The 19,660-nt window shown below is 64.9% G+C and carries 16 protein-coding genes, 1 tRNA gene and 1 pseudogene; 7 read left to right on the forward strand and 11 right to left on the reverse strand.

Features of this window, described 5'->3' with window-relative positions:
* The first annotated feature begins 21 nt into the window (after nucleotides 1-21).
* A complete protein-coding gene (locus LQ232_RS12530; protein WP_230180643.1) occupies nucleotides 22-1,236 on the forward strand; it encodes an SMP-30/gluconolactonase/LRE family protein in 1,215 nt (404 codons plus the stop codon).
* Here the strand turns inward: LQ232_RS12530 and LQ232_RS12535 are convergent.
* A complete protein-coding gene (locus LQ232_RS12535; protein ID WP_230180644.1) occupies nucleotides 1,228-2,010 on the reverse strand; it encodes a TSUP family transporter in 783 nt (260 codons plus the stop codon). The two genes, LQ232_RS12530 and LQ232_RS12535, sit on opposite strands and share 9 nt — an antisense overlap.
* Nucleotides 2,011-2,019: 9 nt before the next feature.
* Nucleotides 2,020-3,327 (reverse strand): glutamate-5-semialdehyde dehydrogenase, encoded by a 1,308-nt coding sequence (locus tag LQ232_RS12540; RefSeq protein ID WP_371820216.1) that lies wholly within the window; start codon nucleotides 3,325-3,327, stop codon nucleotides 2,020-2,022.
* Nucleotides 3,328-3,358: 31 nt separating this feature from the next.
* Here LQ232_RS12540 and LQ232_RS12545 point away from each other — a divergent pair, with 31 nt between their 5' ends.
* Nucleotides 3,359-3,688, forward strand: coding sequence for a hypothetical protein (locus LQ232_RS12545; protein ID WP_230180645.1), 330 nt, complete (start codon nucleotides 3,359-3,361; stop codon nucleotides 3,686-3,688).
* Nucleotides 3,689-3,797: 109 nt separating this feature from the next.
* Nucleotides 3,798-3,932 (forward strand): hypothetical protein, encoded by a 135-nt coding sequence (locus LQ232_RS23540; protein ID WP_256450041.1) that lies wholly within the window; start codon nucleotides 3,798-3,800, stop codon nucleotides 3,930-3,932.
* A gap of 6 nt (nucleotides 3,933-3,938) precedes the next feature.
* Here the strand turns inward: LQ232_RS23540 and LQ232_RS12550 are convergent, their stop codons facing one another.
* Nucleotides 3,939-5,231: an FAD-dependent monooxygenase gene (locus LQ232_RS12550; protein WP_230180646.1), complete on the reverse strand. Its 1,293-nt coding sequence runs from the start codon at nucleotides 5,229-5,231 to the stop codon at nucleotides 3,939-3,941.
* 137 nt (nucleotides 5,232-5,368) lie between these two features.
* On the opposite strand from LQ232_RS12550, the gene ispB reads away from it, so the two are divergent.
* Together ispB and LQ232_RS12560 are read left to right on the forward strand one after the other, a co-directional pair.
* Nucleotides 5,369-6,310, forward strand: coding sequence for an octaprenyl diphosphate synthase (gene ispB, locus LQ232_RS12555; protein ID WP_230180730.1), 942 nt, complete (start codon nucleotides 5,369-5,371; stop codon nucleotides 6,308-6,310).
* A gap of 26 nt (nucleotides 6,311-6,336) precedes the next feature.
* Nucleotides 6,337-6,413 (forward strand) — tRNA-Pro (locus LQ232_RS12560).
* Nucleotides 6,414-6,435: 22 nt separating this feature from the next.
* Here LQ232_RS12560 and LQ232_RS12565 read toward each other — a convergent pair.
* Nucleotides 6,436-7,725 carry a type IV pili methyl-accepting chemotaxis transducer N-terminal domain-containing protein gene (locus LQ232_RS12565; protein ID WP_230180647.1) on the reverse strand — a complete coding sequence of 430 codons (1,290 nt, stop codon included), beginning with the start codon at nucleotides 7,723-7,725 and terminating at the stop codon, nucleotides 6,436-6,438.
* Between the two features lie 260 nt (nucleotides 7,726-7,985).
* Here LQ232_RS12565 and LQ232_RS12570 point away from each other — a divergent pair, with 260 nt between their 5' ends.
* Nucleotides 7,986-9,266 (forward strand): nitrate/nitrite transporter, encoded by a 1,281-nt coding sequence (locus LQ232_RS12570; protein WP_230180648.1) that lies wholly within the window; start codon nucleotides 7,986-7,988, stop codon nucleotides 9,264-9,266.
* A 24-nt stretch (nucleotides 9,267-9,290) separates the two neighbouring features.
* Nucleotides 9,291-10,505: pseudogene (locus tag LQ232_RS12575) on the forward strand (NAD(P)/FAD-dependent oxidoreductase); the annotation flags it as partial.
* 15 nt (nucleotides 10,506-10,520) lie between these two features.
* Here the strand turns inward: LQ232_RS12575 and LQ232_RS12580 are convergent.
* The 7 genes from LQ232_RS12580 to LQ232_RS12610 all read right to left on the reverse strand — a co-directional run bounded on the left by LQ232_RS12580 (nucleotide 10,521) and on the right by LQ232_RS12610 (nucleotide 19,617).
* A complete protein-coding gene (locus LQ232_RS12580; protein WP_230180649.1) occupies nucleotides 10,521-11,234 on the reverse strand; it encodes a YkgJ family cysteine cluster protein in 714 nt (237 codons plus the stop codon).
* A 105-nt stretch (nucleotides 11,235-11,339) separates the two neighbouring features.
* The gene (locus LQ232_RS12585) at nucleotides 11,340-12,632 is read right to left on the reverse strand and encodes a TIGR03862 family flavoprotein (RefSeq protein WP_230180650.1); all 1,293 of its coding nucleotides are present in this window, start codon (nucleotides 12,630-12,632) and stop codon (nucleotides 11,340-11,342) included.
* Between the two features lie 69 nt (nucleotides 12,633-12,701).
* Nucleotides 12,702-16,334, reverse strand: a complete 3,633-nt coding sequence (gene uca, locus LQ232_RS12590; protein WP_230180651.1) for an urea carboxylase — start codon at nucleotides 16,332-16,334, stop codon at nucleotides 12,702-12,704.
* 10 nt (nucleotides 16,335-16,344) lie between these two features.
* Complete coding sequence (locus tag LQ232_RS12595) at nucleotides 16,345-16,992, reverse strand: urea amidolyase associated protein UAAP2 (protein ID WP_230180652.1); 648 nt, start codon at nucleotides 16,990-16,992, stop codon at nucleotides 16,345-16,347.
* 18 nt (nucleotides 16,993-17,010) lie between these two features.
* The gene (locus LQ232_RS12600) at nucleotides 17,011-17,709 is read right to left on the reverse strand and encodes an urea amidolyase associated protein UAAP1 (RefSeq protein WP_371820225.1); all 699 of its coding nucleotides are present in this window, start codon (nucleotides 17,707-17,709) and stop codon (nucleotides 17,011-17,013) included.
* A gap of 140 nt (nucleotides 17,710-17,849) precedes the next feature.
* Nucleotides 17,850-18,725 carry an ABC transporter ATP-binding protein gene (locus LQ232_RS12605; protein WP_230180654.1) on the reverse strand — a complete coding sequence of 292 codons (876 nt, stop codon included), beginning with the start codon at nucleotides 18,723-18,725 and terminating at the stop codon, nucleotides 17,850-17,852.
* A 4-nt stretch (nucleotides 18,726-18,729) separates the two neighbouring features.
* Complete coding sequence (locus LQ232_RS12610; protein ID WP_230180655.1) at nucleotides 18,730-19,617, reverse strand: ABC transporter permease; 888 nt, start codon at nucleotides 19,615-19,617, stop codon at nucleotides 18,730-18,732.
* Between the last annotated feature and the right edge of the window lie 43 nt (nucleotides 19,618-19,660).

Below are 19,660 nucleotides of genomic sequence, written 5' to 3' on the forward strand. Positions count from 1 at the left end.
TGGGGTGGCTGGAGTTCGCAAGTGAGTGTGATCCCATCAAGTCGCGGGCCGCAACGTGGCCGCTTCAGTTGGCTGGCCTCTTGGGCCACCCCGGTGGCGGCCCTGGTGGCCTACCTGGCGTTCTGGCCTGTTCCGGCAGATCCGGTGGCCTGGAAAGCCCCAGCTGACCTGGGTTATGTGGGCCCTCATGCTCCCAACCAGAAGCTGGCCGGGTTGCAGCAAATCACCTTGGGAGCCGGCCAGACGGGCCCGGAACACATCGCCGCCCACCACGGCTGGTTGTACACCGGCCTGTTCAATGGCGATGTGCTCAAGTTCAGCCCGGATGGCAAAACCCGCCAGGTGCTGGCCAACACGGGCGGACGGCCCTTGGGTGTCGACGTCGACGCGCAGGGTCGTGTGCTGGTGGCCGATGGGGTCAAGGGCCTGTTGCGCATTGAAGGCAGCGGCGCCAGCGCCAAGGTCGACACCTTGCTCACCAAGGTGGATGACCCGGTGGTGGGCGACCCCCTTCGCTATCCCGATGCCGTGAAGGTGGGTGCCGATGGCACCCTGTGGCTGACCGATGCCAGCCGCCGCTTTGGCGTGGTCGAGTGGAAAAGCACCCTGGAAGCCAGCGTGCTGGACATCCTTGAGCACAGTTGCACCGGCCGGCTCATTGCCGCAGACCCGGTGTCCTTGAAGTCGCGGGTGGCCTTGTCGGGCTTGTGCTTCCCCAATGGCTTGGCGTTTTCAAAAGATGGCAAGACCATGTACTTGTCGGAGACCGGCACCTACCGCATCCTCAAGATCGACCTGGCCAAGCTGTCGTTGACGCGTGCCACCCAGGGCATGATGAACACACCGACATTGGCCAATGCCCTCACCCAGGGCGCGGCCACCGTGCTGGTGGACAACCTGCCGGGCTTCCCCGACAACTTGGTGGCCGGTGAGCAGGGCCGCCTGTGGGTGGGTTTGACCAAGCCCCGCAGCCCGGTGATCGACTTCGCGGCCGAGCACCCCATCATCCGCACCTTGACCTTGCGCCTGCCGCGCTTTTTGTGGCCGGTGCCCAAGGCCTACGGCCACATCGTGGCCTTTGATGAGTCTGGCAAGGTCGTGGATGATTTGCAGGACCCGAGTGGTGCCTACCCTGAAACCACCGCGGCCACCGAGTTGGACGGCAAGCTCTTCATCCAGAGCCTCAATGCCAAGACCGTTGGCTGGATGAACTACAGCGGCCCAGCGTCAAAGTAAAGCGCCCCAGGCATCCCACGCCGTCTTGAGGATCAAGGCGCCGACCACCACCAGGAACACCATGCGCACGAAGCCCGTGCCATGGCGCAGTGCCAGGCGGGTGCCCAGGCTGCTGCCTGCCACATTGGTCACCGCCATCGGCAAGGCCAAGGCCCAGTCCACATGCCCGTGGGGGATGAACCAGGCCAGTGCGGCCACATTGGTGGCGAAGTTCAGGCGTTTGGCGCCCGCGCTGGCGTGCAAGAAATCCCACCCCAGGCCGCGCACCAGCGCGAAGACAAAGAAGCTGCCGGTGCCAGGACCAAACAGGCCATCGTAGAACCCCACCGTGGCGCCCAGCAGGGTGGCCAGCAGGTTCTCGGTGCGGGCAGGCCAGTGCGGCGTGTGGTGGCGGCCCAAGTCTTTGCGCCACAGCGTGTAGGCCCACACCAGCGACAGCACCACAGGCAGCGCGACCCTGAACTGCGAGGCCGGCACCCGGGTGGCCAGCCAGGCGCCCAGCACCGCCCCGATGAGGGCGGCCACGATGGCGCCCAGCAGGCGCGACCACGGCAAGCTCACTTGCTTGGAAAACCGCCAGGCCGCCCACGCCGTGCCCCAGACGGACGCGGCCTTGTTGGTACCCAGCAAGGTCGCGGGCAAGGCTTGCGGGAACAAGCCGAACAAAGAGGGCACCATGATCAGACCCCCTCCACCCACGATCGCGTCCACCAGCCCGGCGGCGCCTGACGCCAGCAACATCAGGCCGACGTTGGCTGGTGTCAGATCAAGCATGCAGGGTGATCAAGAGCGCACTTCGCCCTGGCCCAACACCACGTATTTCAAGGACGTCAGGCCTTCCAGGCCCACGGGGCCGCGCGCGTGGAACTTGTCCGTGCTGATGCCGATCTCGGCGCCCAGGCCGAACTCGAAGCCGTCGGCGAAGCGCGTGGACGCGTTGATCATCACGCTGGCCGAATCCACCTGGCGGATGAAGCGCATGCCGTTGGGGTGGTTGGTGGTCAGGATGGCATCGGTGTGGTGCGAACCGTAGCGGTTGATGTGCGCGATGGCCTCGTCCAGCGAATCGACCACTTTCACCGCGATCACTGGCGCCAGGTATTCCTCGTACCAGTCCTGCTCGGTGGCGTCGACCACCTTCGCGCCGGGCACGTCGGCCAGGATGGCCTTGGCGCGGGTATCGGCGCGCATCTCCACGCCCTTGTCGGCGAAGACCTGGCCGATCAAGGGCAAGAAGGCAGTGGCCTGCTTGGCATGCACCAGCAGCGATTCGGTGGCATTGCAGGGGCTGTACTTCTGTGTCTTGGCGTTGTCGGTCACCTTCACGGCCATGGCCAGGTCGACCTCGGCATCGACATAGGTGTGGCAGTTGCCATCGAGGTGCTTGATGACGGGCACCTTGGCCTCCGCGCTGATGCGCTCGATCAGGCCCTTGCCGCCGCGCGGGATGATCACGTCCACATACTGCGGCATGGTGATGAGCTGGCCCACGGCGGCGCGGTCGGTGGTCTGCACCAATTGCACGCCCGTGGCGGGCAGGCCGGCCTCGACCAGGGCGTCTTGCACCAGCTTCCACAATGCCAGGTTGGAGTGGATGGCTTCGGAGCCGCCCCGCAGTACACAGGCGTTGCCACTCTTGATGGCCAGCGAGGCGGCCTCGATGGTCACGTTGGGGCGGCTCTCGAAAATCATGCCGAACACGCCGATGGGCACACGCATCTGGCCCACGGTGATGCCGGTGGGGCGCTGTCGCAGGTTGGTCATCTCGCCCACCGGGTCGGGCAGGGCGGCGACCTGTTCGCAGCTTTGCGCCATGGTCTCGATGACCTTGTCGGTCAGGCGCAGGCGGTCGACCATGGGCTCGCTCAGGCCATTGGCCTGGGCCTTGGACACGTCCTGGACGTTGTCCGTTTTGAGGGATGCGGCCTGTTCGCGGATCAGCCGGCCCAGCGCCAGCAGCGCGTTGTTGCGGGCGGCGGTGGACGCTGCGGCCATCAGGGTGGCGGCAGCGCGAGCAGCCTGGCCCACGGCGGTCATGTACTGGTCAACCGGCTGGTTGGCGGAGGGGGAGGTGGTCTGCGCGGTGTTCATAAGGCAAGATTGTCGCAAACCCCGGCCATTCATGCACCACCAAGTCATCCATATTCACCCAGAGGCGCCGCCCAAGCCCGCCGTGGGCGCGCCCTGCAATGGTTGCGGCGTGTGCTGCCTGGTCGAGCCGTGCCCAGTGGGCATGCTGATCAGTCGGCGCCGACACGGGGCTTGCGACGCGCTGGTCTGGTCGGACGACGCCTCGGCCTACCGCTGTGGCCTCTTGGTGGACCCCGACCGTTTTTTGGCCGGACGCTGGATGAGTTGGGGCCCTTTGCGGCGCCTCTGGCTGCGTTGGGCGCGCCGGGTGATCGCCGCCGGCCAAGGCTGCGATGCGGACTTTGAACAGGATGAACCTTGAACTACCCCCTTAAGGGGGTTTTGTTACGTCCTTGGAAGGAGAATCATCCTTCCTAAGATGAGGTCGTCCCGCTGCACGAGGGCGGCCCGCCAAATCAGAGGAGAGACCCATGCGCAAGAAGCTGCTGCAAAACACCTTGTTTGCCGCCATGACCGCCTGGGCGGTTTACGGCCTGCAGTCCAACGTGGAGGCCTCTCAGGTGAATGCGCAGTTCGCATCCACCATGGTGGCCCTGAACCGTTGATTTGATTCAGCGCAGGCCGAACATCATGGTTCGGGCCAGCCGGTGTTTCAAAGGGCCCAGCAACTGCATGGCGCCCAACCCCATGCCGCGGGCGGTTGCCAAAATGGGCGCGGGCCACGTGAAGCTGCGGGCCAAGAAATCCGTGCCAGCGATCAGGGCCCAGCGGTCGGGCTGACGGCGGCGCTGAAAGTGCCGCAGGGCGGCGGCCACATCCACGTTCCCTGCCACGCTGGCACCTTTGATCGCCGACAGCAGTTCGTGCACATCGCGCAGGCCCAGGTTCAAACCTTGCCCGGCCACCGGGTGCAGTGTTTGCGCCGCGTTGCCAATGCGCACCACCGCGCCATCGTTCACCAGCGTGCGGTGAGCGTTCAGCCCCAGCGGGAAGGCCTTCAAGGCAGACACCTGGTGAATCGTGCCCACGCGTTCATGAAAAATCGTGTTCAGCACCACCAGCCGCTGGGCATCGGTCAGGTCACGCACGGGATCGTCGTCGCGCTGCACACACCACACCAAGGCGGCACGCCGGCCGCTGGGCCCACCGGGCACCACGGCGCCATCGGTCAGGGGTAGCAAGGCGGCGGGGCCGGATGGCGTGAAACGTTCATACGCCACCCCCGCTTCGCTGTCTTCGTTCAGCAATACCTGGCCCACCCAGGCGGTCTGGACGTAGTCGCGGCTGACGCCTTGGGGCCACTGCAAGCTGGGCTGGTCGGCGAACACGCCGCCTTCAGCCACCACGGCCAGGTCGAAGGATTCAGCGATTTCGGCATCGACCTCGACGCCGCCTGGCACGGGCTTGAGCCCCTTGACCGGGGTGCCAAACCGCATCAACAGGCGATGAGGTTCGCGGCCGGTGGCCTGGGCCCAGGCGGCCTGCATGGGCGCCACCAGGGTGCCGTAGCTGACCACAGCGCCGAGTTGGGGCACGCCCTGCTCGGCCGCGCTGATGGTGACGGCCGGTTGATCGCGGCCCGGCCACAGCACGGTGGGTTGCTGTTGGGACACGTGCACGGCCCGGATGGGCGCCACTTGCTGGCAGGCCTGGATGGCAGGCCACACGCCCATGCGTTCCAGCTCCTGCACACTGCCCAGAGACAGGGCCAGGGTACGCGGATCGCCCGACACATCCTTGTCCGCAGCGCGCGCGTCGAACACGGTGATGCGGGCCTGGGGCAGGGCCTGGGCGGCCTGCAGAGCCAAGGCCAAGCCTGCCGGGCCGGCGCCAATGATGGCCACCGACAGGCCAGCTCGGGGCAGCGGTGGGTTTGTCACAGCGGTGTCTTCAATGGTGGTCATCGTGGGGCTCCTGAATGGGCATTGTCGCGCTGTTGCTGCCCTGGCGAAGGGGGTTCCTATAATCACCTGATTACCGCACTCCAACCTTGTCCAGCGTGTCAGCCACTTCCACCCCCACCGTGAACTACCGCAGCCTGATGGCTCCTGACATGGCCGAGGTGGACCAGGTCATCCACCAGCGGCTGTCGTCCAAGGTGGCGCTGGTCAACCAGATCTCCAACTACATCGTGAACGCGGGTGGCAAACGCGTCCGCCCCATGTTGTTGTTGCTGATCGCGCGGGCCCTGGGCAACAACTCCTCGCAGCGCCATGAGCTGGCGGCGGTGGTGGAGTTCATCCACACGGCCACGCTGTTGCACGACGACGTGGTGGACGAGTCGAACCTGCGGCGCGGCCGCCAGACGGCCAACGCCATGTTCGGCAACGCGGCCAGCGTGCTGGTGGGTGATTTTCTGTACTCGCGCGCTTTTCAGATGATGGTCACCACCAACCGCCTGCGCGTGATGGAAGTGCTGGCCGACGCGACCAATGTGATCGCCGAGGGCGAGGTGCTGCAGTTGATGAACATGCACGACCCCGACATCTCGGTGGACGATTACCTGAAGGTGATCGAGTACAAGACGGCCAAGCTGTTCGAGGCCAGTGCCCGCCTGGGCGCAGTGATCGTGGACGCGACACCTGAGGTGGAAGAGGTCTGTGCTTCGTATGGGCGCACCTTAGGCACCGCTTTCCAGCTGATCGATGATCTGCTGGACTATGAAGGCAGCACCGCCGAATTGGGCAAGAACATCGGCGACGACCTGCGCGAAGGCAAGCCCACTTTGCCCTTGCTGGTGGCCATGCAGCGTGGCACACCTGAGCAGCGGGAGTTGATCCGCAACGCCATCATCCACGGTGAAGTGGAGCGCATGGCGCAGATCGTGGACATCGTCAAAACCACGGGGGCGCTGCAGGCTACGCGCGAGGCGGCCGAGGAGCAGGCACGTCTGGCCGAGGGCTGTCTGGTGGCTTTGCCGGGGTCGGTCTACAGGGACGCGCTGCTACAATTGTCGGCTGATTCGGTGCACCGATCGTCTTGATCGACACCGCTTTCGGGAAGTCAAATCGGGGTGTAGCTTAGTCTGGTAAAGCGCTACGTTCGGGACGTAGAGACCGGAGGTTCGAATCCTCTCACCCCGACCAGTTTTGGTTCGGCGGCCCGTGCTCACGACATGATGACCTGCAGGCTGCGTTCATAAAGCGCGGTCAGGCCTTCAAACACCTCCAGCAGCACCTCGCTGGCCCGGCTGATGGCCAGGCGGCTTTCTGAGTTGTCCAGAAAGCGCAGGCCCGACAACAACCGGGTCCATTCTTCGCGGGCGGCCTTGAGGGCCGCGCGGATCTCCGGGCTGGACAGGGGGGCCATTTCCAGCTCCAGCAAAGCGGTTTCGAACTCGGATTTCAGCTGGGCGAACCCTTCACGGCGGGCGCCGTCGTCCAGCATCTCGGCCAGCAGGGCGTCTTTGGCCAGGCGCTGCGCGAGCATGCGTTGGCGGCCGCACAGGTTGACGACCTTCAAGGCACGCCGACCCGAGGCGGTTTCAAGCTCGCTGACCAAGGCTTCGGCCTGCATCAACAACGCGTCGGCCTTGTCATCGGCTTGTTTCAGCACGGCGGCCGATTTGCGCTGCGCCAAGGTGGCTTGCAAGATGGACCAGGCGGCGTGCGTTCGGGCCACGGCTTCGGGCAAGGCTTGGCCCTGGGCCCCCAGTTGCGGCAGGGCGGACAAGAAATCCAGATTGGCTTGGGCGCGCTGCTCGGAGTCGTCCTGCAGTTTGCGGGCGCGGTGCGCGTCTACGCCCGCCAGGCGCTGTGCCGCCAATTTGACCAGGCGCTGCGACAGCATGCGCAATTGGCCGGCGCGGTTCAGGGCCTCGGCCCAGGCGGCCGCCTCGATCACTGAGCGGGACACATCACCGATCTTCAACTTGGCGTGCATGGCGGCGCCCCGGAGCAGTTTGAAGGCCTCGTCTTCGTCGAGCCCACGGGCTTGCGCCAACAAGCCTTTGGCGCGGTCCAGGTATTTGCGGTCGCTCAACTGGCCCTGCACCTGATCCAGGGCTTGCGCGAGTGTGGCGTGGCGTTGCCAGCGTTGGCCATCCAGGGCCAATCCCGTGGCCAAGCTTGCGGCAGACAGGCCGGCGTCGGGCCACCAGCCGGTCAGGCCCAGGTCAAGCAGTTGGCTCAGTTCATCCGGGCTAGGGTTGGCCGCGAGCCAGGTCACCGCGCAGGGCGGAGCGCCGTTCCAGGTGCTGAGCGATTCGGCCACGGCCACCGCTGGCCCCAAAAGCACGACCTGATTCGGTGCGTGCGCATTGAATTGGTGCACCAGATGGTGGCAATCACCGCCCTCCACCACGGTCCACGCAGGGCCAAGCGAGCCTTCTTGAAGCAGGGCATGCGTTGGCGTCGGGGCGTGACTGGGCGGTGACATCACCAACAGGGTGAGGGTCATGGGCGGCGCTTTCGCAGTGAAAACCACATGGTGGATGTTCCGTGAAGGGTCTGAAAAGTTGACATTCTGGGGTGCCACAGCACCTTGGCGCGCATATTGCATGGAATTGCCCGTGGTGCAACGAAGCACCGCAGCAAAGCTTGAAACCTGCCGCTTTGGCAGCCCACTTCAAGCATCCATCGCCCGGGCCAAATCTGGTCAGCGGGCTATTCCATTTTCTCCTGCCTTTTCAGGTGCCCTTGCGGCACCGCACCACTGCCATGTCCAATTTCAGAACATTTCTAAGAAGCGGCCACAGCCCGACCTTGTTCGCGGCCTTCCTGTACTTCTCGTTCTCGTGTTGCATCTGGGTGCTCAACGGCGCCATGGCGCCTTTCATCAGCGAGACCTTCAACCTGACGCCGGCCCAGAAGGGTCTGATGTTGTCCATCCCCATCATCGCGGGCGCGGTCATGCGCTTTCCGCTGGGGCTTTTGTCGCAGTACATCGGGCGCAAGAACGCCACGCTGGTCGAGATGGGCATGATCGCGCTGGCCATGCTGTACGGCGTGTTCATGGTGAACGAGTTCAACGACCTGTTGAAGATGGGCGTGCTGCTGGGCATCGCGGGCGCGAGCTTTGGCGTGGCCTTGTCGCTCGGCTCGGGCTCGTTCCCTCCTCAGCACAAGGGGCTGGCCATGGGCCTGGTGGGCGCTGGCAATGTGGGCACGGCGGTGTCGGTGCTGGTGGCGCCGCCCCTGGCTCAGTGGCTGGGTTGGCAGGCCGTGTATGGCGTGGCCGCGGCCGCGATCTTGGTGCCCATGATCGTGATGGTGGTGTTCGCCAAAGAGCCACCCGACGTGGACAAACACGCTGGTTTTCGCGAGCACATTGCCTGCCTGTTTGAAAAGGACGGCTGGGTCTTCAGCCTGATCTACGGCGTGACCTTTGGCGGCTTCATCGGCCTGATCACCTTCCTGCCCACTTACTACTACGACCAGTTCGGCGTCAGCAAGGTGCAAGCTGGCCAGCTGACGATGCTGGCGGCCTTCATGGGTGCCTTTGTGCGTGTTCTGGGTGGCTGGATCTCGGACCACTGGGGCGGCTTGAACACCTTGACCATTGTGTTGACAGTCGTCGCGGTCACCTTGACCTTGGTGGGGCTGTCTTCATCGTCCTTGATCATGACGACGCTGCTGCTGATCACCTGCTTTGCAGCGCTGGGCGCGGGCAATGGTGCCCTGTTCCAACTCGTGCCTTTGCGCTGGCCTTTGAGCACGGCGGTGGCCGGTTCGATGATTGGTGAGATCGGGGCCTTGGGCGGTGGCCTGGTGCCCAATGCCATGGGCCTGTCCAAGCAGTACCTGGGCACCTATCTGTGGGGCTTCGTGCTGTTCGCGGTGCTGGCGCTGATCATGCTGGTGGTGATGCGCATCATGCAGGTTCGCTGGACGCGCACCTGGGCTGAAAAGGGTGGCCGCGCCCGTGTGCATGCCCATCCGGCAGCCCCGGCATCGCCGCAGCAACAGCCGACACCTGCTGGCTTGCGCCGCGCGGACTGATCCAGGAAGCGAAGGAGCGCGTCCATGAAGAAGATGAAGTTGGTGATGGTGGGCAACGGCATGGCGGGTGTCCGCACTCTGGAAGAGCTGCTCAAGGTGGCCCCTGATCTGTACGAGATCACGGTGTTCGGCGCCGAGCCGCATCCCAACTACAACCGCATCATGTTGTCGCCTGTGTTGGCCGGCGAGCAGACAGTGGATGAGATCATCCTCAACTCGCTGGCCTGGTATGCCGAGCACGGGATCACGCTGCACCTGAACAAGAAGGTCACCAGCATCAATCGAAAGAAGCGCCTGGTGACGGCCGAAGACGGCACCGAGGCCGAGTACGACCGATTGCTGATCGCCACGGGCTCCAACCCCTTCATCCTTCCCGTGCCGGGTAACGACCTGAAGGGCGTGATTGCCTACCGCGACATTGCCGACACGAACACAATGATCGAGACGGCCGCCACGCACCAGCACGCCGTGGTGATCGGCGGCGGCCTGTTGGGCTTGGAAGCGGCCAATGGACTGATGCTGCGCGGCATGAGCGTGACGGTGGTGCACATCGCGCCTTGGCTGATGGAACGCCAGCTGGACGATGTGGCCGCCAAGCTGCTGCAGAAATCGCTGGAAGAGCGCGGCTTGAAGTTCATGATTGGCGCGCAGACGCAAGAGCTGGTGGGCAATGCCGACGGGCGCGTGCAATCGGTCAAGTTCAAGGATGGCACCGAGGTGCTGGCCGACCTGGTGGTCATGGCTGCGGGTGTTCGGCCCAATACTCAGTTGGCCGAGAAGATCGGCCTGCACTGCAACCGCGGCATCGTCGTCAACGACACCATGCAGACGGTGACCGACCCACGCGTGTACTCCGTGGGCGAGTGCGCAGCACACCGGGGCATCGCTTACGGCCTGGTCGCCCCTTTGTTTGACCAAGGCAAGGTGTGCGCCAACCACCTGGCCATGCACGGCATCGGGCGTTACCTGGGCTCGCAGGTGTCCACCAAGCTCAAGGTCACGGGCATCGATCTGTTCTCGGCGGGTGATTTCATGGGCGGGGAAGGCACGGAAGAAATCCTCTTGTCGGACCCGTTTGGCGGTGTCTATAAAAAATTGGTGCTGCGCGACAACAAGTTGATTGGCGCCTGCCTGTATGGCGACACGGCCGATGGCAGCTATTACTTCAAGCTGATCCGCGAAGGGCATTGCGTGGCGGGTGTGCGCGATTGGCTGATGTTCGGCGAGGCCCGCGTGGGCCTGCAGGAAGCCATTTCAAGCGGCGCGTGATGCTCCGCCTGAGGATTGGTTGAACTGGGTGTGGGTGGCCTTGACGAAGGCGTTCTTGCCGCTCTTGAAACGCTTCACGCAATTGGGGTTCTGCACGGTTTCCAGGAAGGCCGCGGAGAGGTGATATTCCTTCGTGTCCAGGCCCATTTCGGCGACCGCGTTCCTGAAGCCCGCTGAGCTGCCCATGGCGGTGAAGAAAACATCATCGATGTAGGTGGTGGGCCAGGTGCTGAGCGGCTCGTTCAAGGACTTCTCGCAATTGGTCTTGTCGGTCGCGTGGTAGTTGCGGCACACGGATGGGCGCACCGGGTAGATCGAGCAGCTGTTGTCGACCAGGAAAGGGCAGGCATCACGCAAGGACAGCCGCGTTTCTTCGCTCACGCCTTTGCGCTTGGCCACGTACTTGATCACCCTTTGGATTGTGTCGCGCAGCTGGTCGGGTTTGAAATGCCGGAACACGTGAGCGTGGATTTCGAAAACCTCAACGGGCAGCGCCACGACATCAAACTGCCGGCAGCAGTGGCTGCAACCCTTGTCGCAGGCCAATGCCTGAGGTGCGGCTTGGATGGCGGTGTTCACGCGGGCGTCATGCCGAGCGTAGAACCTGACCACGGCCTCTCGCACGGTGTTTGATTGGAGGTCTTGCCACGCCTGTGCGAATTCAGGTCGTGCATGCTCCAGCATCCGTTCTTCAGACATCACCAACCCTCTCATCCCTTGATTTAATGGACGAGATTTTTAACTCCGATTTTCGGAAAGGGCTTGCCTGGCTTGTTTTCTAAAAGTTAAAAAAGATCACAAATGTTAACGGGCCGCCGCGGGTTGCTGGCCCCACCAGTCGAGCACGCCTTGGCCCGCGGCTTTGCCAGTGGCCATGCTGGCCGTGAGCAGGTAGCCACCTGTGGGCGCCTCCCAGTCCAGCATCTCGCCAGCGCAGAACACGCCAGGAATGGACGGCAACATTTGCTGAGTGGTCAGTGATTCGAAGCGCACGCCGCCCGCGGTGCTGATGGCTTCGTCGATGGGGCGTGCCGCAGCCAAGGTGACTGGCAGGGCCTTGAGCAGTTGTGCCAGTTGCACCGGATCGGCCAGTTGTGCGGGTGTCAGCACTTCGTGCAGCCACGCCATCTTCACGCCCTGGATGCCCAGGCAGCTTTTCAGGTGCGTGGACAGGCTGCGCGTGCCGCGTGGGCGCTTGGTCTCGGTCAGCACTTGCTCGGGCGTGTGCGAGGGCAGCAGGTCCAGGTGGACGGTGGCCGAGCCCTGGGTTTCAATCGCATCGCGGATGCGGGCCGAGAAGGTGTAGACCAAGCTGCCTTCGATGCCGCTGAAGGTGAGCACGAACTCGCCTTGCTGGCGGTGCGTTTGGGCTTGGGCATCGGTGAAGCTCATCGCCACGGGCTTGATGGGGTGGCCGGCAAAGCGGTCGCGCAGGTGCTCGCTCCAGCCGGTGCGGCCGGGGGCGGTGGGGGCCACGTCGAAACCGCAGTTGGACGGCTTGAGCGGGGCGATCTCGGCACCGCGCGCTTGCAGCCAGGGCACCCAGGCGCCATCGGAGCCCAGCCGGGCCCAGCTGGCACCGCCCAGCGCGAGCACAGTGGCGTCGGCGCTTTGGCGCACTTCGCCTTGCGGTGAGGTGAACAGCAGCGAGCCGTCATCAGCCCAGCCTTGCCAACGGTGGCGCATGTGGAAGCGCACGCCGGCTTCACGAAGGCGGTGCAGCCAGGCGCGCAACAAGGGCGCGGCCTTCAGGTCCTTGGGGAAGACGCGGTTGGACGTGCCCACGAAGGTCTCGATGCCCAGGGCCTGGGCCCAATCGCGCAGGGCTTGCGGGTTGAAGTCGTTGATCAGCGGGGTGAGGGCTTCGCGGCGCTCGGCGTAGCGGCCCAGGAAATAGTCGAGGGGTTCGGCGTGCGTGAGGTTGAGGCCGCCTTTGCCGGCCAGCAGGAATTTGCGGCCTACCGAGGGCATGGCGTCGTACACGTCAACTTGCGCGCCCCCTGCCGCCAGGGTTTCAGCGGCCATCAGGCCAGCCGGGCCACCCCCGATGACGATGACGTGCGGGGCTTTGGCTGGGGATGGAGTGGGCGTGGACATGGCAGGCAGACGCGGGGCGGGTGCCCCTGGGATCGAAAACAACCGCGCAGTGTCGCACGCCGCCTCGATTCAGGCCATCACCACGACATCCTGCCCGGCCGTGACGCCGCCGCCTTCCCTGCAGCGCACTTGCAGCACGGTGCCATCACAAGGGGCCAGCACAGGGAACTCCATTTTCATGGATTCGACCACGGCCAGGGTCTGGCCTTCCAGCACTTTGGTGCCTTCGGCCACCAGCACCTTCCAGACGCTGCCCGGCACCGGGCTGGCCACCGCGCGCGCGCCTGGGGGCAGGGCTTGCTCGTCCGCAGACGTGTTGACATCGAGTTCGCTCAGGCTGCCATCCTGGCCGCTGGCCTTCCAGCGTTCGCGCTCGGCATCGAAGGCTGCTTGCTGCCGCGATTTGAAGGCGGTGATGCTGGGCGCCTCGTCGGCCAGGAAGCGTTGGTAGCCGGCCAGGCTGAATTGGCCATGCTCGATCTTGAGCTTGAAGCGACCGGCGGGGAAGTCGCGGCGCAATTGCAGCAGCGCTTCTTCGCCCACGGGGTAGAAGCGGATCTGGTCGAAGAAGCGCAGCAGCCATGGCTTGCCGGCTTCGAAGTCCATGGCGCCGCTGCGTTCGTCGCGCCAGCGGTTCCACATCTGGATGGTGCGGCCCACGAACTGGTAGCCGCCAGGGCCTTCCATGCCGTAGACGCACATGTAGGCGCCGCCGATGCCCACGGCGTTCTCGGGCGTCCAGGTGCGTGCGGGGTTGTACTTGGTGGTGACGAGGCGGTGGCGCGGGTCCAGCGGCGTGGCCACGGGGGCGCCCAGGTACACGTCGCCCAGGCCCATGACGAGGTAGCTGGTGTCGAAGACGATGCGCTTGACGTCGTCGATGCTGTCCAGGCCGTTGATGCGGCGGATGAACTCGATGTTGCTGGGGCACCAGGGCGCGTCTGCTCGCACCGATTGCATGTACTTCTCGATGGCGAGTTTGGTGGCGCTGTCGTCCCACGACAAGGGCAGCCAGACGGTGCGCGTTGGCACGACGATGTCATCGGTGCTGCCGAGTTGTTCGTCGGCCTGCTTCAAGGCACTGAGCAGTTCAACGCGTGGCAGCACACACGGATCGAAGTGGACCTGCAGTGATCGGATGCCGGGCGTCATGTCGATGATGCCGGGCAACTCGCCCGCGTCGCGGCGCGCTTGCAGCCAGGCCATCAGCGCGTGCACGCGGAAGCGCAGGGTGAGGTCCAGCACCAGGGGGCCGAACTCGATCAGCAGGTAGCGGTCCCCGGCCTGGCGGATGCACAGGGCGGGTTGTTCGCCCTGCGGGGTGGTTTGGGCGGCGCGTTGGTGGATGATGGGCGACAGGGTGCTGGCGACCTCATCAGGTGGCACGCCTTGGGGCAAGGCTGGCAACGGGCCGGTGCCAGCCAGCCAGGCTTCTTGCGCCTCGAGCAAAGTTTGGGCTTGCTTGGCGCTCAAGGCCTGGAAGCGGATGGTGTCGCCGGGCTTGAGCTGGCCCAGCTTCCAGCGCTCTGCGGCCACGACCACAGCCGGGCAGACGAAACCACCCAGGCTGGGGCCATCGGGGCCAAGGATGACGGGCATGTCGCCGGTGAAGTCGATGGCGCCGATGGCATAGGCGTTGTCGTGGATGTTGGAGGGGTGCAGGCCCGCCTCGCCACCATCGGTGCGCGCCCAGTGGGGTTTGGGGCCGATGAGGCGCACGCCGGTGCGGCTGGAGTTGTAGTGCACCTGCCAGTCGGTGGCGAAGAAGGTGGCGATGTCGTCCAGCGTGAAGAAGTCAGGCGCGCCGTGCGGGCCGTAGAGCACGCCGATGTCCCATTGCCGGGCCAGTGCGGGAACGGGGCCTTGGCGTGGGGTCGGGGCTTGGGCCTCGGAGGGCCAGACGTGCAGCAGATCGCCGGTGCGCAAGGTGCGGCCAGCGTGGCCGCCGAACTGGCCCAGGGTGAAGGTGCTGCGGCTGCCCAAGTACAAAGGCACGTCCAGGCCGCCTTGCACGGCCAGGTAGCTGCGGGTACCGGGCAGGCCTGGGGGCACGGCACCGAGCTTGAGCGTTTGGCCGGTCTGAACGGACATGGCCTGGTTCAAGGGCAGGGCGATGCCATCCAGCGTCGCGGTCATCGGCGCGCCGCTGAGCGCGATCACCAGGTCGTCATGAAATCGCAGCGTGGGGCCGGACAGCGTGCACTCCAAAGCGGCAGCATGGGGTTGGTTGCCGACCAGTTGATTGGCCAGGCGCAGGTGCAGGTCGTCCATCGGGCCGGAGGGCGGCACGCCCACGTCCCAATGGCCTTGGCGGCCGGGCCAGTCTTGCACGGTGGTCTGCACGCCGGGTTCCAGCACTTCAAACGCATGCGGGTGCCAGGCGAGTTGCGAGAGGGTCTTGGTGATGACCTGGCCCTGAGCGAAGACGCTGGACGCAGTGACGGCGCGCAGGTAGCGCAGGTTGGTCTCGATGCCCGCCAGGCGGGTGTTGGCCAAGGCTCGCTGCAACTTGGCGACGGCCTGCTCGCGCGTGTCGGCGGTGACGATCAGTTTGCCGATCATCGGGTCGTAGTGCGGAGGCACGTCGGTGCCGGTGTCGACCCAGGTGTCCACGCGCACATCGGTGGGGAAGACCACTTCGGTCAGCACGCCCGCGCTGGGCTGGAAGTTGCGTGAGGGGTCTTCGGCGTAAAGGCGAACCTGGATCGAGGCGCCTTTGGGTTCGGGCGCCTGCAAGTTGAGTTGATCGCCGCGCGCCAGGCCCACCATCCATTCGACCAGATCAACGCCGGTGACCTGCTCGGTCACGCCATGCTCCACTTGCAGGCGCGTGTTGACTTCGAGGAAGTAGAAGGTCCCGGTGTCGGCGTCGAGCACGTATTCCACCGTGCCGGCGGAGCGGTAGTTGACGGCCTGGCCCAGGCGCACAGCGGCTTTCAATAGCGCATCGCGCGTCGCGGGCTTCAAGTGGGGCGCGGGCGTTTCTTCAATGACTTTCTGGTTGCGGCGTTGGGCCGAGCAATCACGCTCACCCAGAGCCACCACGTGGCCGCGTCCATCCCCGAACAGCTGCACTTCGATGTGGCGTGCGTGTTCGACGAACTTCTCCAGGAACAAGCCAGCATCCTTGAAGTTGGACCGGGCCAGGCGTTCGACGGCTTCATAGGCCGCATCCAGCTCGGCCTGGTTGCGCACCAGGCGCATGCCGATGCCACCGCCGCCAGCCGTGCTCTTCAGCATCACCGGGTAGCCAATGCGCTCGGCTTGCACCCGTGCATCGGCCGCATCGTTCAGCAGATCACTGCCGGGCAACAGGGGCACATCGTGTTGCTGCGCCAGTTCGCGCGCGGTGTGCTTCAAACCAAAGGCGCGCATCTGCCCGCCGGTGGGGCCGATGAAGGCGATGCCCGCTTGCTCGCAGGCGTCGGCGAAGCCGGGGTTCTCCGACAGGAAGCCGTAGCCTGGGTGGATGGCGCCCGCGCCGGTGGCACGCGCAGCGGCGAGGATGCGGTCCACATCCAGATAGCTCTGCGCGGCAGGCGCGGGGCCGATGCACACGCTGGCATCGGCCATGGCCACGTGGCGCGCGTCGGCGTCGGCCTCGGAGTACACGGCGACGGAGCGCAAGCCCATCTTGCGCAGGGTGCGGATGATGCGGCAGGCGATGGCGCCGCGGTTGGCGATCAGGACGGTGTCGAACATGGTGTGGGTCTCAGTCCCAGATCAGGAATTGCGCGGGGGTGGGGTTGTAGGCGTTGCAGGGGTTGTTGAGCTGCGGGCAGTTGGACACCAGCATCAGGATGTCCATCTCGGCGTGCAATTCCACGTACTTGCCGGGGCCCGACACGCCGTCTTCGAACTTCAAGCCGCCATCCGGTGTCACCGGCACGTTCATGAAGAAGTTGACGTTGGGCACCAGGTCGCGTTTGCCCAGGCCGATGTCGGCGTGCTGAAGCGCGATCAGGTAGTTGTCGCGGCAGCTGTGCATGAACTTCTTCTGCAAGGCGTAGCGCACGGTGTTGCTCTCGGCCGCACAGGCACCGCCCAGCGTGTCATGGCGGCCGCAGGTGTCGGCCACGATGGTGAGCATGGGGCGCGCTTCGCTGCTCATCAGCACCGTGCCGGTGGTCAGGTAGATGCCGCCTTGCGACAGCATGGTGTCGGTGGCGCTGTAGTGCTCGGCCGGGTCTTGCGCGTTGTAGAAGATCACGTCGACGGCCTGGTTGCCTTCCAGGTCGACGATGCGCAAGGTCTGGCCTTGCTTGATCTCCAGCAGGTAAGGCTCACCCGAGGGCAGCTTGTGGTTCAGCACGGCGCGCTCGGCTTGCAAGGCGCTTTCCTGGAGGCGGATGGCGGTCATGGTGTGGCGTCCTTCAGCTCAGAGGTACAGCATGTCGGCGTTGTGGATGGCGCGGGCGCACTCGGGGCGGAAGGTGCGGCAGAAGTCGTCCTTGAAGGCGGGGCCGCTGCGCCAGGCGGCCAGGCCGATCTTCTTGGGCGCGTAGGCCTTCGATGGATCCAGCGGGTGCGGCGCGGTCGAGAAGGCGATCAAGGTGTCCATGTCAAAGCGCAGTTGCACGGCGCCGCCAGCCTTGGCGTGGCTTGGTGCGAACTGGAAGCGGCCCTCTTCATCGACGCTGACCTTGCTGAAGAAGTTGACCGGCGCGATCAGGTCGCGGCGGCTCAGGCCGTGCTTGCCGATCTCGATCAACAGGCCATCTTTGCCGCTGCGGTACATGGCGTTGCGGTGCGTGTCGAAGCTGCGCTCGCCATACTGCTGCTTCAATCGCTCGGCATCCAGCAGGCCGCCCATGGGGTCGTGCCAGCCCACGGTGTCCAGCGTGATGCTGGCCAGTGATCGCCCCATGTCGCTCATCAGCACGTGGCCGCGCGTGTAGTGCGCGGTGTGCTGCGCCTTGAGCGAATCGGGCATGTTGTAACGCTCCAATTTTTCACGGGCTGAATACAGCACCATGCTGAGGTTGGCGCCGTCTTCCAGTGCCACCATGCGCAGGCTGCTGCCGCGCGGCATCACGTAAGACCAATGGCCGCCGCCGGGCACGATCTCGGACCACATCACTTTGGATTCGTCCAGATCGGGTGCGAAGCGCTTCCACAGCGCGGGCACATCCACGGGGTCGGCCACGCTGGGATTGCGGGGGATCTCGGTGAAGCTTTCCATGCTCAAGGCTCCTTCTTCCTGAATCAACGTCTGAGTCAATGTGAGGACGCGCCCGAGGCCACGTCCTGGGCCGACTTGCACAACTGGTCCAGCAGTTCGAAGTCGGTCTTCATGCCCGAGGTCTCGCGGATGCGGTCCAGCAGCAGGCGCTTGAGCTGCAAGAACTCGGGCGACAGCTTCATGGCCTGCTCGCGGATCAAAGGCAGCGGGACCGAGTGGATCGAGTCGATGCGGCCCGGCCGCGGTGCCATCAGCACCACGCGGTGGCCCAGGTACATGGCCTCTTCCACGTCGTGTGTGACAAAGACGATGGTGGTGCGCTCGAGCTTGTGCACGTGCATGATCAGGTCGTGCATGACCTCGCGCGTTTGCGCGTCCAGAGCGCCAAAGGGTTCGTCCATCAGGATGATCGGCGGCTTGCTCATCAGCGCCCGCGCAATGGCCACGCGCTGCTGCATGCCCCCCGACAACTCGCTGGGGTAGGACTTGGCCACGTGCGTCAGGCCCATCAAGCGAAGCAGCGCATCGGCGCGGCCGGCGGCGTTCTCCACGTCATTGCTGGTGCGGCCGTCGGTGTGGGTCTTCAATTGCCGGCAGAATTTGATGTTGTCCTGCACCGTGAGCCACGGGTAGAGGCTGTAATGCTGGAAGACCATGGCGCGGTCGGGCCCCGGCCCATGGATGGGCTGGCCGCTCACGCGCACGGCGCCTTGGCTGTGCGTTTCCAGCCCGGCAATGGTGCGCAAGAGCGTGGACTTGCCGCAGCCTGACGCACCCACCAGGGTCACGAACTCGTTGGGCGTGATGTGCAGGTTGATGTCCTGCAGCGCCGGGCCCTTGGCGCCCGGGTAGGTTTTGAAAAGGCCCTGGCATTCGATGCCCACGGACAAGGGCGGCGGGAAGGTGCTCATGGTCTTAACCTCGGACGTGCAGCCACGGGAAAGCCTTGCGGTGCGCGAGGCGGAACATCTGGTCGATCAGCAGGCCGATCAAGCCGATCAGCAAGATGCCGGCAAAGATCTTGTCGGTCTGCAGAAAGCGCTGGGCCTTCAAGATGGCGTAGCCCAGGCCCGAGTTGGCGGCCACCAGTTCGGCCACCACCAGGTAGGTCCAGGCCCAGCCCATGGTGATGCGCAAGGTGTCCAGCAGTGCGGGCTTCACCGAAGGCACGATCACCTTCTCCAGAATCTCGATTCGCGTGGCGCCCATGGTCTGCGCGGCCTCGATCTGCGGCAGCGGCACGCGGCGCACGTCCTCGGCCACCATCAGCACCATCTGGAAGAAGGTGCCAATGAAGATGATGGCGATCTTGGCGCCCTCATCAATGCCCACCCACACCATCACCAGCGGCACGAAGGCCACGGCGGGCATGTAGCGCACGAAGTCCATCAAGGGCTCCAGCAAAGCCTGCACTGAGCGCCAGGTGCCGATGAACAAGCCCAGCGGGATCGCGATCAGCGCCGACAAGGCCCAGCCCACCACCACGCGCATCACGCTGATGCCCATGTCGCCCACCAGCCCATCGGCCCACCAGGCTTTGGTGCGTTCAAGCACCAGCGAAGGCCCAGGGAGGAAGACCGGGTCCAACGTGCCCATGGCGGCCAGCACGGCCCACAGCAGCAGCGGAACGATCAGGCCGACGCAGGCCAGCGCCCAGTAGATAGACGAAGGGATGGCCTGGCGGATGGCCCACAGGCTGGGCGCCGAGGTGTTGGGCAAGGGTGCTGTCAGCGCCTTGATCGCGGCGACCGCAACCAAGGCGCTGAGCACTGAACGCTTGAGTGAGGGCAAAACACGGCGCATGGTTGGCTCCAAGGCTGGGACAAAGACGTGACGAGAGAACACT

The sequence above is a fragment of the Aquabacterium sp. CECT 9606 genome (assembly GCF_918741295.1).
Lineage (GTDB): Bacteria > Pseudomonadota > Gammaproteobacteria > Burkholderiales > Burkholderiaceae_C > Aquabacterium.